The sequence below is a fragment of the Paenarthrobacter aurescens genome, from assembly GCF_025421775.1.
Classification (GTDB): domain Bacteria; phylum Actinomycetota; class Actinomycetes; order Actinomycetales; family Micrococcaceae; genus Arthrobacter; species Arthrobacter aurescens_B.
In genome coordinates this window covers 106,319-119,194 of the sequence record NZ_JAOEFX010000012.1, presented here as the reverse complement: position 1 = coordinate 119,194, position 12,876 = coordinate 106,319, and the positions used below count along the sequence as shown (strand labels likewise).

Below are 12,876 nucleotides of genomic sequence, written 5' to 3'. Positions count from 1 at the left end.
GGCTCTGCAAGGGGACAACGGTTGAAAATCGGGTGGGTTTGGGGGTAAGGCGGAAGACTTGGGAACGGTTCCTAGGCGTAGCGTTCAGGGCCTTCACCGAGCGGGTTGGCGGGCTTGCTTTACTGGGTGCATGGGAATAAGCGATGGCGAAGACCGCACTCTGCACGCTGAGGGGCTCATCAATGGCCGCGATCTCGGAGGGCTCAAGCGTGCCGATGAGACATTCACGCCCCGTGGGGTCTTCTTCCGCAGTGAAAATGTCGACTTGCTGACGGCGGGCGGCTGGCAATCCCTCTATGACGCCGGGATCCGCACAGTCGTTGACCTGCGTCAACAACGGGAGCGGGAGATGGACATCCAAGAGCGGCCCCCGTGGCTCACAACCGTCCACGTCGATCTCGACGGCTTGGAGAACACGGAGTTCTGGGCAGGCTACTGGGACAGCGGCCTGGTGGGCACAGCCCTCTATTTCCTGCCGCATCTCAGGGCGATGCCTGAACGTGCAGGCGCCGCTCTTTCTTCAATCCTGAACGCGCCATCGGGCGGCGTCCTTTTCCATTGCATGGGCGGCAGGGACAGAACCGGGATTGTTGCGATGCTCCTGCTCTCGGCGGCGGGCGTCCAGCAGGAGGCCATTGTCCATGACTATCTGGAGACAGTGAGACTTGGCGACTTACGAGCTGCCAGCAGCAACCGGAACAGTGCTGAACCCCAGCTCAATGAACTCTGCATGCGCCACGGAACGACCACGGAGGGAGCGTTTCGTGCCGCTTTGGATGGCTTCGACTTGGACGATTTCATTGCGGCTGCAGGGCTCAACGACGAAGACCGCGCCGCCCTTGCTTCCTGGCGCGGGAGCGTCGACTACCGTCGGGCAGTATCCGAGATCTGAAGCTGGAATTTACTGCACACGGAATAACCAGTCGCAATGTCCGTTCAAGGATCCGCCGCTCCTTTTGCGGGCAGAATGGACAGGCCTCCTTGAGTCGGCTGATATGGAAATACGGGAGGCATCGTTCTCGGGTTGGGCATGACTCATCGGCGTGGGGCCGCCAATATGCCTGTAGCTCAATTGGCCTGACTGGCCGGCGGTAGACTGCACGCGATGAGCAGCACACCAGAATTGCCCCGGGAATCGTCCAACTACAGGCCGGGCGAGCCTCTCCGATCGTGGTCAAGCGGCGAACCGATCGCTCCGGTTGACGCAGAGCTGATCATTCTTGCGTCAAAGTCACTGTCTTCCCTTCGCAAGCTGATCCGCGAGGATCAGCTGTTGGACGAAGATCTGATTGCATTCGGCAGGCTTAATTCGAATTGTGTATTGCGGTGGTACGAGCCGATTGTGAGCCTGGTCGGGGAGCCTCAAATCGAACCTGAAGTGATCGTTCTTTTAAAGGCATCAGTGCCTGGACTCGACATCTAGATTTCCCGATCCTGCGCAGCAAAGGCCGCGACCCCCGGTAAGGGTCGCGGCCTTTGCTGCGCGGGGACTGCTATTTGATCAGGGCTGCGGCCTGCTCCATGAGGTCTCCAGCAGTGGCAACGCCGTTGGCTTCTGAGCCCTTGCCGGATGCCGTAGCGGAAATCAGCACCCCATCCTTGATGGCGTAGGCCATGTAGGTGGTTTGTGCCGAGCCGCTGGCTGTAGACATTTCGGTTTTGTAGGCCACAGTTCCGGGGACCGTGTTGATGCCGTCGAACTTTTCAGTTGAGACGTTCATCGATTGCCCGGACATGGACAGCGTCATCTTCGCGCACTTCTCGGCCTGGACGCCGCTCTTATCGATGCTGTCCTGGAGCTTCTGCTTATCGAGCCCGGACGTCAGGGTAACCATGGTCATGACCCCCGATTCGGCGTCCAGATCTGCGCCGGCAGCCGTGGTTGATCCGGCGAGGGTCTCACTGCCGCCCAGCGTTGCAAGGTCCTTGCACTCAGCCGGTTCGATGGTGAACATGCTCATGAGAGCTTTCATGGGATTCTCCTGGGCGAGTTCCTCGCTGGAGGCAACGGTCAGTTCCTTGCCGGATTTGGGCTTGATCTGCTTGACCAGTTCAACGAGCTCGTCGTTGGTGTACTGCTTGGCTGCAGTGGGCGCAGGCGATGCCGTAGCCTCCGGCGAAGCCGCATCAGTGGAACCGGTTGACCCGCCGCAGCCGGTCAGTGCCATCATTACCAACGCCGATATGCCGACGCTCTGCAGCGCAAACTTCTTCACTCTATTTCCCCCATTGGGTCTACTTTTGCAGCCGGGCGGTTCCCAACCGAGATAACACTATCCGTCTTTGACGATGGCGCCATTTAGTTTCCAGCTGACCATTGACTACTCTCCGAGCGCCTGCGGGATACGATGGCACGCGCTCCGACCCCCACCAACCCGATGGCAAGCGCAAGCAGGATAGTTGGCAAAGCTCCTCCATCAGGGCCGAGCGTTGCTGTGAGGATTTGCCTGCTCATCAGCAGCATTTCCGGAAGGTCTCCGGCCAGGGCTCGAGTTCCCAGAACGTACTGCACCGATGTAAACAAGGCAGGAATCACCCACAAGAACACAAGGTTGAGAATCCAAGCCACAATTCGTCGGGCGGGCCAGAGCCCACACCAAGCCAGCGCACAACCGACGAGGACCGCGGGAACCCATCGTGCGATGGTCGGCACAGCAGCGGGCACATTGATGTAACCCATCACGCCGACCACCCATTCGACAGCCCAGGAAGTGAGAGGAACTGCCATAAGCCCACATCCGATGGTGGTCTTGAGCGTCGAAGGGGAAGCGGTCAGCACTAATGCGACGAGCGCCGCGATCATGGAGCCGATGACGCCGGTCAGAAGTCCGCCGAAGTAGAGTCCGGACATGCTCCCAGGGGCGAGGCCCTCCTGGAGCACAAAGAACGATTGGACGGCGGCGATGAGTTGGACAGTGAAAACGCCGGCGGCGGCGCACCAGCTGACGAGCCGACGGCGGGCGGGGGACCAGATGCGAACGGCGATTCCGGCGGCAGCTCCTCCCACCGTCAGAAGAGCAACGATGGTTGTCAGTTCGTATTGGCTCAGGGGCAGCAAGGCGAGGGGCATCTGATCCGGCCAGGCCTGCGTTGCCCACAGGTTTTGTAAGGGCAGTCTGGCTCCGGTGATCCACCAAGGGGCCAAACCAAGAGCTCCGGCCAGGAGGCCAATCAGCCAAGCCCGGGCGGCGCCGCGGCCTGGGGCCGGCTGGGGCCGATAAGCCGGATTATGTTGTTCCGTAGCTTGTTCAGGATGGCTCACGGAAGCTCCTCGGGTGAGTCGGGAGATGAGTAGCCCACATGAAGGGAGCGGGTCAGTCTCCAATAGTACACCGAATGGATTAAGTCGCTTCGGTTGGTTTACATCGCTTCTAAAAGGGGAGGCACTCAAACGACCAGCCGCAGCGGCCGCTGCCCCAGCTGAACCGTGATCTCCTGTCCCCACGAGGCCGTCAGCCGGTCATCTTCCATGCCATCGCCGAACACCACCAATTGGTCAGATGCGACGGTAATCCGCAGCACTTCCCCGGATTCCAGGACCCCTTCCGTCAGCGACGCGCCGGTCACAGGTGACGGCCAGGCCTCCCGGACGAACCACGCGAGCCGGGGATCTGTGGGTGCAGGGAGTGCGCGTCCGCCGCGTTCCAAGGCAATCGAAGCGCACCACCCGGTTGCGCCGGTGCCCGTGGAAACGATCAGTCCGGACGACGACTGCCGCTCGGTCTGCCCGCCGGCCTGCGTGAAACTCGGCACCGAAATGGAGTACTTCGCCGACTGGTGCGAGGCGTGCCCGACGAAAACTTCGTTGAGCGCCGAAAGCTGCTGCCCGTCGTCGAGCGTGGCCGTGACGGTGGTGAGGTCCTGGCAGCGCAGCCGACCGACGTCACCGGCGCGGAGCAGGGCAGCCGCCGCTACCGGTGTGTGCCGGACGAGGACTCCGGGGTTGGCCCCGGGCTCGGGGTCGATGCCGATAACCGGCTGCCCGTTCAGGTACTTGGCCACGTTCGCCACCAATCCGTCCTGGCCCACCACGGCGATGATGTCCTCGGCCGTGAGCAGGAACCGGCTCAGGTCCGCGCGTTCGACTTCCGCTTGCCGCCAGTCGGAGGGGACTGCTGCCCGAATGGTTGCGAGGGCGGTGGTGAGGCGATCATGCCGGTCCTGCACGTCCTGGATGCTGCGCCCACGGGTGCTCAGGAAGAATTCTGCCTGGCCGCGGGTAGCGTGACGGTCCAGGAGCTCCTGGAGTTCGGTCCGCCGGTGGACGAGAACGATGCGTGGGGTTGCCATGACGTGACCTTACTTGGTGAGTTCAGCAGTGGCGGCCGGTTCCTTGAACAGCCCGGCGAGTGCTCCGCTGAGCAGATCCGGGGTGATGGTCAGGTTCCCGATGTTCGGCAGGCTGCCGGCTGCGTCCTTGAGTGCGAGGGCCAGCAGGGTGGCCTGTTCCATGCCGCGGTAGACCTCCATGGTGGCGGCTTCGCGGGCTGCGGCAGCTTCACCTACCAGGCGGATCTGGTTCGCTTCGGCTGCTGCGCCGATTCCCTTTCGTTCAGCCGAGCCCTGAGCCTCGATAAGTCCTGCGGCGGCCTTCTCTTCGGCTGCACGGCGGGCGTTCGCGCCTTCCTGTGCCACCAGGTTTTCGCGCCGCATGGCCAGCTCGATCTGGCTTGCCATCTCGTTCTCGGAGATAGTGCGCTCGCGTTCGACGGCGACCGCCCGCCTCTCGTACACAGCCCGGTCCGCTTCGGCTTGGAGCTGTTCGCGCACCGGCGTCTGCAGGGCACGTTCGACGTCGGATTCGGGCCGAATCGCAAGGACCTGCACGCCGAGGATCTCGATGCCCGTGGACTGAAGCCTGGTGTCGGCCCGGAGCGCATCGGTGAGAACCAGCCGGAGTTGGCTGACCCCGCGTTCAAGCGCCTCGGCGAGTGTGGTGGTGGCGATCTGGTCGATCGCGTGGCTCTGGCACAGCTGGCCGATGATGGTGGAGACCTGCTCGCGCCCAGTTGCCGGAGCTTTGCCCGCAGTCTGCAAACCGAAGTCGAGCCTGGTGGAGACGGCCACGGGGTCAATGAAGCGGTAGGTCACGTTGGCCTGAACGCTTACGTCCTGGTGGTCGCGGGTGATGGCGTGGAAGAGGGTGGGGAGTTCCTGGTCGTCCACGGGAACCTCGCTCAGCACGGAATTCGCGGGGCGGAACCAGAATGCCTGACCGACTCCCTGGTGCCGGACCGTGCCCTTCTGCAGGTGCACGACGTAGCCGGTGGGGCTGCCAAGGAAGTGGCTGATCCAGGGGTAGCGCTTGATGTTGGCCATGATGTTCGGTCTCCTTTGTTTAGTTGTCGTCAACTTGACGATAACTAAACAATAGAGCCACCTCAGCATTATTGTCAACATGACGATAAGTGCCTACGATGAATACATGCCTGAATCCCATCCGGCGCCCGAACGCTTCCCGGTTACTGTCGACGTCGTCGCCCTGACCGTGCGGGACGGCGAGCTGAACGTCCTGCTCATCACCCGCCTTATCGAGCCCTTTCGCGGCAAGCTCGCCCTCCCGGGCGGTTTCGTCCTCGCGGGCGAGGACCTGCTCGAGGCGGCGGTCCGGGAGCTCGCGGAGGAGACCGGCGTCGAACATCTTCCCGGGCACCTGGAGCAGTTGGGGAGCTACGGGCCAAAGGGTCGCGACCCCCGCGGCGACGTTCTGACTGTGGCGCACCTGCTGCTGGCACCGGACTTCCCGGTGTTGTCGGCCGGCAGCGATGCGGAGCAGGCGGCGTGGTATCCGGTTGCCGAGGTTCCAGAGCTGGCCTTCGACCATGCACGCATCCTTGATGACGCCGTGGAACGGGCAAAGTCGAAACTTGAGTACTCGCCCCTCGGTGCGGCCTTCTGCGGCGACGAATTCACCATTGCCCAACTCCGCGCCGTCTACGAAGCCGTATGGGGCACCCGCCTGGATCCACGGAACTTCCACCGAAAAGCGACCGGGACACCCGGCTTCCTGGAGGAAGTCGGACGCATGACAGCAGGCGACGCCGGACGGCCGGCTGCGCTTTTCAGGCTCGCTCCCGAGGCGCGTCCGACGGCGGGCCACCCCACCCGTGCCGTGCTGAACCCACCGCTGATGCGGCCGAGGGAATAGAGCGGCTGGCTCTGAACTGGGGCAGTCGCGGTAGCGGATTCGCCCAGAGTGCAGGATGTTGAAGAGCCAGCAAGAACGAACCCTCACGCACACTTCCACGGACAATCCCAATAGGCTATGCGACGGAAAGGGGTTTCTTGTGCCGATGAGGGGACGTAAGGTGGCAAGGCGGAGTTAGGGACTGATGGCGTATTCCGTGAAGTGGCCACAGGGTTTAAACCCGAGACGGCGGTACACGGGTTCTCCGTCCTCCGAGGCCTGCAATACTGCGGTTTCGTATCCGGCTTCGCGCGCGGTGTCGAGTGCGGCCACGGTGATTGCACCGCCGTAACCCCGCCGGCGGTCGGAGGCGAGCGTGGCAATGTTGTAAATCCCGGCGACGCTCGAATGCAAGAACACTTCGGCCGAACAGACGGGGCGACCGTTTATGTATCCGACCAGGTAGCGAGCGGGACAATCGGTGGCGAGGGCAGAGTCTGCGGCCTCGGCAAAGAATTGCTGGACCGTGGCTGCTGGCGGGCTCCAGTTTGCAGCGAGGATCGCGGCGTAATCGGCGAGCTGTTCCGGGGTGGTCACCTGACGGATTGTCAGGTCTTCTACTCGCGTCTCAGGGAGATCGCCGTGCAGGTCCTTCCACATGCCTGTCTCTGTCTCTGACGCCTCGAGGCCGGCGTTCTCAAGGCATTCGGCAAGATTGCCAGGAGCAGAGGCCGGGCCTACCCACCAGGAGAACGGGCGGCCGGTGGATGCCAGGGTTCGGACCGTCTCTGCAGTGCGGGCTTGCGCTGTGTCCTGAGCGAATTGGGCTGCGGCGACGATGTTGAAGGTGTCGTCGGCCAGGCCGCTATCGGCGATCAGGAGATCTGCTGTTTTCGCAACGGAGGCACCGAGGCGGTTACGGTGCAGGTGACTGGCATGCTCAGCTAGATTCTGTTCCATCGCGTGCTGCAGATCGGATTCAGAGCCAAGCGGAAAATTCGCGGCTTCCATGATGATCCATTCAAACATGCTTCCTCGAGGGTGTCGGGCGCTGATCCCACTCAACGTCTCCGAAGCCTGCTGGTGGGCCGGTCCAAAAGGCCAGCGAAGTGTGACACGGTAGTCTGCCGATCAGCCCCCAGCTGGCTCGTCGAACGCCCGTTAGCCGATCCTTTACCGGACGCGTGTCTGCAATTTCTCTCGGTTTAACGGAGCCCTGCTGAAGCTTCATTCACCGATTTCGATCCCGCTTATCCGCGTGCCAGGAGGGAGATTCATAGTAGCGAGACGGAGCTCGCCCATCAGTGACCAGTAGACTTCCATGTCGCTGACCTCAAGGTTATGGACGTAGTCTTCGCCGCCTAGAAAAAGAGGTACTTTGTAACCGACTCACTGATCGAAAGCCAAGTCTGCAGGGTTCTCAGACTTCCATTCATTGAAGAAGCTCACGCAGAGGCTCGGTTCCGGATCCCGTACCAACTCGTCGTCGTGATAGGTCGAGAACTTCCTTGGGATCTCTAGCGCCTCACCCGTTCCCGGTTCCAGGAGAATGACCTCGGGGTCAACGTCACCAATTCGCAGGTCAAGGACAAACTGACGGCCCAACCAATCGAATCCGAAAGGAATTAGTGGAAAGCCGAACTCCGGGTAGGCCTCGGCCACCATTGAAGACGCCTTGCGAAATGATTCCGTTGAATGGACCCGGTACAGGCCGCCATTGAAGGTGCAGCCGCCATATCGGCCGAATAAGTAGACGAGGTTGTTCCCCACGCTCTCAGGAGATCCGGGGATTCCATCCGTGACGTCGAACCTCTTACCGAAGATCTCAAGCATGGCAACATCATGCCTCACAAATTCAGCGAACGGTCCAGCCCCGGGCCCATTAGGACAACGTCCGTTTCTGACGCCTCAGCAATCAGCCGAACAAGCCGAAGTTATGGCATCGGATGAGATTGTGGCGCTCGACGAGGCAGTTGCGGCTGGCGAGGAGCAGGTAGCGTTCTCCTACGAACCTCTGCCTCAGGTAAACGAGTCCCCATAACCGAGAGGCTGGGGACACGATCAAGTGTCCCCAGCCTCCTCAGGGACTACAACATGAACCTAGCCCGATCTATCATTGACGCAGTTAACAGCTACTGGGCTGAGGAAGTGCAGATTCTCGGTTCCTGGGAAGACGCTCCAGCTGTTGTTTGCGTCGTGTACCGCCGAACGATCGACCCGGATGTAACGCTTGGATGCCGGCTTCAGTTTCATGAGAACCCTGCAGACGGCACTGGCACCGTGGAGGGCTTCGCGCGCGACGCTGCAGTCAACTTGGCAGAGCCGATAGGTATCCAGGCATCAAGAACACGTCAGGATCAATACGGAATCGTTTGGGTGGCCATCCCCTCAGACCGCTCTACGCCCGAGCCTCCGGCTGGCGTCATCCGTCTGCTCGCAGCCTCCTAGTCCTCTCCTTCCTGCGGGCAGAGGAACGCCCGTATGTCGATCCCCTATCGGGCGCAATCAGCAAATTGGCCATACCTCGCCCTCGTTCAACTCAGTTGACAAGGGAAGACGTTTGATCGGTGCCATACTCGGTTCATAATGTCGAAGGAGTCTCTGTGTCAGAAGTTGCTGCCTATGAATCCAGTCCCACGCGAACCTCTTTTGGGTGGGGGCTTCACCATGTGCAGTTGGCAATCCCCAAGGGTGGCGAGGATGACTGCAGGAACTTCTACGTGGGCGTTCTCGGCCTCACGGAAGTGCAGAAACCGCCGGTGCTGGCGGCGCGTGGCGGACTGTGGGTCCGCGCTGACAATCTTGAAATCCATTTGGGTGCTGAGGAGGACTTCAGGCCCCAACGAAAGGCTCATCCTGGAATTTTGGTGGGCGACCTAGACGCGCTGGCCAGCCGAGTTGAAAATTTTGGGCTCACTGTGGAATGGGACGAAAACTTCCCAGGCATGAGGCGTTTCTACCTTTGGGACAACAATGGCAACCGGCTCGAGTTCTTGTCCCCTGAGGGATCGAGCTAGTCCAGGCGTTGCGATAGACACCCACCGTCCGTCTCCAGTCCGTCCTCTATTTCGCTATACGAAACGACCAAGCGCCCGCATGGGGATCCTTTACCGGACGTTTTGAAGCGTTCGGAGAGCTACGGGCTTACGGGCGCCGCTTCTCTAGGGTGTGGCCGGCGGTGTAAGTGCAAAGTCGATGGCGGACTCGACTGCGTCGCGGTGCGCGTCGGTGGAATCAACGAGAAGCGATTGGATTGCTTGGATCAGAGCCACCAGCTTAGGCGTTCGGACCGTTGAAAGGCGTGGCATCGAAGTGGCGAGCGAATCCGTGATGAGGACGTCAACGTGGTCTCCGTAGGAGCCGGCGTGCGACCCGTCGCGAGCTATAAAGCTCCCTCCGATCGAGATTTCGCCCAAGAGCGCCAGCAGAGGTACGCGGATTCCTTCTGGAACATTGCCAGCCGCAACGGCAGCAATAAAGGGCACCGCATGGGCCGTTGCTTCATATACCGTGCCCTGATGGCAGATGTTCGAATAGAGCCCGTCACCGATAGCGAAGGAAGGGTCATCTCGAAGCGCAGCTATCGATCCCGCCACGTCGCCTGCGATGCCGAGTGATACGTTGACGGCAGCCAGAGGAACGACGCCTTTTCCGTAGGCGTGCTGCAGTCGGTTCCAGTCAACCTGGTTGAGTTCCTCCAAGGCATCGAAGCCTGTCCCGTTCGGTTGATACGGAGCATCCATACAGTGAGGGTATCCAGTGACCGCTCAAGGATCCCCCTTCCGGTCGAATCGGCACTCGGGGCGGCCGCTGGGCAAACTTGGTCAGTTTCCCTCCTGTTTTGCGAGGACACGTCGGGGTTCTTTGTCACTTGTCCGCTTCAGGGTGACTTCTTCGGTGAAATCCAACTCCCTATAGTCACTACATGAGCAGTTCACGGACCAGGCGTACCCTGGCCGCAACGGAGTACGAAATCTGCCGGAAGATATTAGAAGCTTTCGGGGACTCGAACCTCATGGTGCAGCTTGACCACACCGAAGTGGTGGTAGGCAGCCCTCCTATGCACATTGACCTAGTCGTCAATCCGGGTCAGCCGAGAAGTGGGCGCCGCGACGGCCCGTTACCAATAAACACCAGTGTTGTCTCAGATGCAGGAACTGATTACGGCGAGATACTCATCTGGATCACTGACGGCTATCTATCAGGTATTGAGCACCCGTGGTGGTCCGATGAGATGCCAGCGGCATGGCCTGCGCCAACGAATGTCAGGATAGAAGGACGAAGCGTCTCGGGTTAAGTCTGAGGACGGACAGACTGGATGAGATGACGAACCAAGGGCAATAGTTCTGGGGTAGCGCCGAGTTGTTCAAAGGCGGATAAATTCCAATCCCACGAGCAGGGGGCAAACGCACTGAGCAACGTGCCTGGTAAAGGATCCCTTACCGAACAAGGGCGCACAGTAAGTCACCGGCTTACGGGCGGTGTCGAGAGCCAAGAATCCTGGCGACGGGGCCTATGATCCCGTTACGACCATTGCGCCCTCATGTTCCCGTGAATCAAACCCTCAGGTAGAAGTTCGAACGGTAGCAAAAGTCGTGATTGATTAGCTGGTGCTTGAGGACAGGATCTACTGATGAGCTTCACCAACGCCCTTTGGGGTGGCATCCTAAATAGCTTTGCCTTCAATCCTGTTGACCATGAGTGCGTCCTGGAAATATCCGCTATCGAGCACTCCGGAACTACAACTTATGTGCTCCTGTGTGCTGGGGTAACCGACATGCGCTTCTACAGTGACATTCCCAGCCCATGGACCTACGCGGAGGTCACTGAAGTCGCAGCAGCGTTCGACGAGACTGCGCGCTGCTGGCGAATAGAGTTCATGCTTTGGTCAGAGGACGCAGGCCTCGTACTTCACTGTGCGCAGATCTCCCTTAATGGACGTTTGCAAATTAGCTAGGCAAGCACTGCCCGGCCCGGCGCATCTCAGTGGTCATGGGCGCCCGGTGAGGGATCCCTCGACGGACACCTACGCGGTCAATACTTAGCCTGGTTTTCGCCGTTCCACGATCACTCCGTACACGACAACGCCCAGCAGTACCGGAAGAAACCACACCCACATTTCGAAGGCTCGCCGTGCATCAAATCCAGCGAACAGTAGGGCCACTGCGTAACCGCTCGCAAGTCCGACCAGTGCGCCCATAATCGACCGCCGCCATGTCCGCATCATTTGCCTTTCTCTGCCCCAACATAGGTAGAGAGTAAGCCCTGAATCTAACGTGGAAGCGCTTATGACCTACCAGCGGGTACGTATGCCGATCCCTTAGCGGACACACTTAGTGAACTACGGCAGGTCATGCCACGCCTGTTCGAACTCTTCCTCGGTAATAGCCCATGGGTGCCACTCGTCTAGCGGAGCCAGCGGCTCCTGGGCCAGAAGACCAAATTCGTCCTCTTCATGTCCAGGGTTGTAACGAAGAGTCGGGCCAGAATCGTAAACCTCGATCTGGCGACTCGGCCGGCCGTCATCACCGATTTCGAAGTAATAAGTGGCGGGACCCCAAGAGGAATACTGGTCTCCTCGGGACTCGTTCCACGACCTCCGGTAGTAATGAGTTGCCATGAGAGCAGTGTGCCCTATTTCCTGTGCCCCAAAGGGATCCTTTACCGGACGCTGGCCGGCTTCTTCCTTGCGCGGGTGTGACAACATGTGTTCGTGTCCTTTGACGCGTACTTCCAGCGCTTCCGACACGATGGGAGCGCCGCAGACGGTGGAGAGTTTAAGTGTGCCAGAGGCTCCGGCCATCAAACGTGCGAGAGAATCCCGGGCATAATTTTGCACGCGGAGTTTCAGGATGGTGACGAGTGGCAACAATGAGAATGACTTACACAAAATTAGACGCTGACAACATCGGAGGAACCAGCCAAGCTGACTACTTGGTTGGTCTTGATGCCGATTTCACCGTCTCGGAGGGGTCAGTGCAGCTCTATCGGGAGCTAGCCTTTCCCGTTGTCGAACTCGCTCGCAGCCTGTTCGTCTGGCTCAGCGCCAATTCTCGAGGTGACTTCGTGTTCGACTCGATGTCCTTAGAAGAAGTGGGGGCGATTTCGCTGAGACGAACGTCCTCGGGATGGCTGATGGAGTCAGTGTTTAGTCCTGGTGTAGTCAGCAATCCACTCGATTGGGCGGACGTTGAGCGTGGGTGCAGGGATTTTTTGGACCAAATCGAATTCGATCTTTTGTCGATGGGACTTGACCCTGCTGACGTGATCCATCTTTGAATCAACTTCGCCAACAACCAGATCCGTCCTCGCTGGTGCCGGTAAGGGATCCTTCACCGGACGGCGAACCGGAAGGGAGCTTGAGCCGCGTCATAAGCTCTCCTCAGGGGTTCACCAACGTCTCGTCGAACCAGACATCTTCGTAGCCGGGGGCTAAGAGGAATCGCCACCCCGGAGGCAAAGCGAGATAGGGAAGGACTTCTGGACACCAGGTCGTGAGGTGCTCGATGTGCAGAGGAACGAAGAAGTCGGGCGCGGTTCCGAGCTCTTCGCCGCGCCAAATGAACCAGCCACTGGTGCCAGTTGTGGAGGGGTGCCTTAGACCATTGAGGGGAAGAAGATGCGACGACCGTACGTTTTCGGAAACTCCTACTTTCATTCCCTTCAAGGGTGGTTCCGGAACAGCCCCGAACCTGGTGGTCATCTGCATTTGGGCGGGAAGGATCGAATCGTGCATACAAGGAATCTTC

Annotated in this window: 16 protein-coding genes and 1 pseudogene; 7 read left to right on the top strand and 10 right to left on the bottom strand. The window is 59.9% G+C overall.

Going from position 1 to position 12,876, the window contains the following annotated elements; translation table 11 throughout:
* The first annotated feature begins 130 nt into the window (after positions 1-130).
* Complete coding sequence (locus N7568_RS21650; protein WP_261611815.1) at positions 131-892, top strand: tyrosine-protein phosphatase; 762 nt, start codon at positions 131-133, stop codon at positions 890-892.
* 213 nt (positions 893-1,105) lie between these two features.
* A complete protein-coding gene (locus tag N7568_RS21645; protein ID WP_261611814.1) occupies positions 1,106-1,423 on the top strand; it encodes a hypothetical protein in 318 nt (105 codons plus the stop codon).
* A 70-nt stretch (positions 1,424-1,493) separates the two neighbouring features.
* Here N7568_RS21645 and N7568_RS21640 read toward each other — a convergent pair whose 3' ends face one another.
* From N7568_RS21640 to N7568_RS21625, 4 genes are all read right to left on the bottom strand, one after another.
* Positions 1,494-2,216 (bottom strand): hypothetical protein, encoded by a 723-nt coding sequence (locus N7568_RS21640; protein ID WP_261611813.1) that lies wholly within the window; start codon positions 2,214-2,216, stop codon positions 1,494-1,496.
* A gap of 83 nt (positions 2,217-2,299) precedes the next feature.
* Positions 2,300-3,262, bottom strand: coding sequence for a hypothetical protein (locus tag N7568_RS21635; protein WP_261611812.1), 963 nt, complete (start codon positions 3,260-3,262; stop codon positions 2,300-2,302).
* A 125-nt stretch (positions 3,263-3,387) separates the two neighbouring features.
* On the bottom strand, positions 3,388-4,290 hold the full coding sequence (locus N7568_RS21630) for a hypothetical protein (protein ID WP_261611811.1): 903 nt from the start codon (positions 4,288-4,290) through the stop codon (positions 3,388-3,390).
* A 9-nt stretch (positions 4,291-4,299) separates the two neighbouring features.
* A complete protein-coding gene (locus tag N7568_RS21625; RefSeq protein ID WP_261611810.1) occupies positions 4,300-5,319 on the bottom strand; it encodes an SPFH domain-containing protein in 1,020 nt (339 codons plus the stop codon).
* Positions 5,320-5,425: 106 nt separating this feature from the next.
* On the opposite strand from N7568_RS21625, the gene N7568_RS21620 reads away from it, so the two are divergent.
* Positions 5,426-6,148, top strand: a complete 723-nt coding sequence (locus N7568_RS21620) for an NUDIX hydrolase (protein WP_439899001.1) — start codon at positions 5,426-5,428, stop codon at positions 6,146-6,148.
* 174 nt (positions 6,149-6,322) lie between these two features.
* Here N7568_RS21620 and N7568_RS21615 read toward each other — a convergent pair whose 3' ends face one another.
* From N7568_RS21615 to N7568_RS21610, 3 genes and pseudogenes are all read right to left on the bottom strand, one after another.
* Entirely contained in the window at positions 6,323-7,156 is an 834-nt protein-coding gene (locus N7568_RS21615; RefSeq protein WP_261611808.1) for a GNAT family N-acetyltransferase, read from the bottom strand.
* 198 nt (positions 7,157-7,354) lie between these two features.
* Positions 7,355-7,501: pseudogene (locus tag N7568_RS25995) on the bottom strand (hypothetical protein); the annotation flags it as partial.
* 15 nt (positions 7,502-7,516) lie between these two features.
* Positions 7,517-7,960, bottom strand: coding sequence for an SMI1/KNR4 family protein (locus N7568_RS21610; protein ID WP_261611807.1), 444 nt, complete (start codon positions 7,958-7,960; stop codon positions 7,517-7,519).
* Positions 7,961-8,221: 261 nt separating this feature from the next.
* Here N7568_RS21610 and N7568_RS21605 point away from each other — a divergent pair, with 261 nt between their 5' ends.
* Both N7568_RS21605 and N7568_RS21600 read left to right on the top strand, forming a co-directional pair.
* A complete protein-coding gene (locus tag N7568_RS21605; RefSeq protein WP_261611806.1) occupies positions 8,222-8,575 on the top strand; it encodes a hypothetical protein in 354 nt (117 codons plus the stop codon).
* A gap of 155 nt (positions 8,576-8,730) precedes the next feature.
* Complete coding sequence (locus N7568_RS21600; protein WP_261611805.1) at positions 8,731-9,144, top strand: glyoxalase; 414 nt, start codon at positions 8,731-8,733, stop codon at positions 9,142-9,144.
* A 144-nt stretch (positions 9,145-9,288) separates the two neighbouring features.
* On the opposite strand, the gene N7568_RS21595 is transcribed toward N7568_RS21600, so the two are convergent.
* A complete protein-coding gene (locus tag N7568_RS21595; protein WP_261611804.1) occupies positions 9,289-9,870 on the bottom strand; it encodes a hypothetical protein in 582 nt (193 codons plus the stop codon).
* Between the two features lie 890 nt (positions 9,871-10,760).
* Here N7568_RS21595 and N7568_RS21590 point away from each other — a divergent pair.
* The gene (locus tag N7568_RS21590; protein WP_261611803.1) at positions 10,761-11,084 is read left to right on the top strand and encodes a hypothetical protein; all 324 of its coding nucleotides are present in this window, start codon (positions 10,761-10,763) and stop codon (positions 11,082-11,084) included.
* A 384-nt stretch (positions 11,085-11,468) separates the two neighbouring features.
* Here the strand turns inward: N7568_RS21590 and N7568_RS21585 are convergent, their stop codons facing one another.
* The gene (locus N7568_RS21585; protein WP_261611802.1) at positions 11,469-11,996 is read right to left on the bottom strand and encodes a hypothetical protein; all 528 of its coding nucleotides are present in this window, start codon (positions 11,994-11,996) and stop codon (positions 11,469-11,471) included.
* 2 nt (positions 11,997-11,998) lie between these two features.
* Here N7568_RS21585 and N7568_RS21580 point away from each other — a divergent pair, with 2 nt between their 5' ends.
* Positions 11,999-12,406 carry a DUF7878 domain-containing protein gene (locus N7568_RS21580; protein ID WP_261611856.1) on the top strand — a complete coding sequence of 136 codons (408 nt, stop codon included), beginning with the start codon at positions 11,999-12,001 and terminating at the stop codon, positions 12,404-12,406.
* A 103-nt stretch (positions 12,407-12,509) separates the two neighbouring features.
* On the opposite strand, the gene N7568_RS21575 is transcribed toward N7568_RS21580, so the two are convergent.
* Positions 12,510-12,863, bottom strand: coding sequence for an immunity protein Imm33 domain-containing protein (locus N7568_RS21575; RefSeq protein WP_261611801.1), 354 nt, complete (start codon positions 12,861-12,863; stop codon positions 12,510-12,512).
* Positions 12,864-12,876 lie beyond the last annotated feature (13 nt).